Origin of the sequence: Actinoplanes sp. DH11 (assembly GCF_020873875.1) — a bacterium.
Classification (GTDB): Bacteria; Actinomycetota; Actinomycetes; order Mycobacteriales; family Micromonosporaceae; genus Actinoplanes.
This window is the reverse complement of sequence record NZ_JAHWGU010000167.1, coordinates 1-414: the sequence shown is the minus strand read 5'-3', so window position 1 is coordinate 414 and position 414 is coordinate 1. Positions and strand designations below refer to the sequence as shown.

The following is a 414-nucleotide window of genomic DNA, read 5'->3' as shown; positions in this document are numbered from 1 at the left end:
CGCACGGCACGGGGACGACGCTGGGTGACCCGATCGAGGCGCAGGCGCTGCTGGCCACCTATGGGCAGGACCGTGAGCAGCCGTTGCGGCTGGGGTCGGTGAAGTCGAATATCGGGCACACGCAGGCGGCGGCGGGTGTCGCGGGGATCATCAAGATGGTGCAGGCGATGCGGCATGGTGTGATGCCGCGCACGTTGCATGTGGATGAGCCGACTCCGCAGGTGGATTGGGAGTCGGGTGCGGTGGAGTTGTTGACTGAGCCGGTCGAGTGGCGTGTGGATGGGCGTCCGCGTCGGGCGGCGGTGTCGTCGTTCGGGATCAGTGGCACGAATGCGCACGTGATTTTGGAGCAGGGTCCGGGCGTTGAGGTGCCGGGGGAGTCGGTGCGGGTGCCGGGTCCGGTGCCGTGGCTGG

1 protein-coding gene is annotated in these 414 nt (G+C 68.6%); it reads left to right on the top strand.

Translation table 11 applies throughout. The features are described 5' to 3' along the window. On the top strand, positions 1-414 hold a 414-nt coding region (locus tag LPA41_RS41255), incomplete at both ends, for a polyketide synthase (protein WP_229076942.1).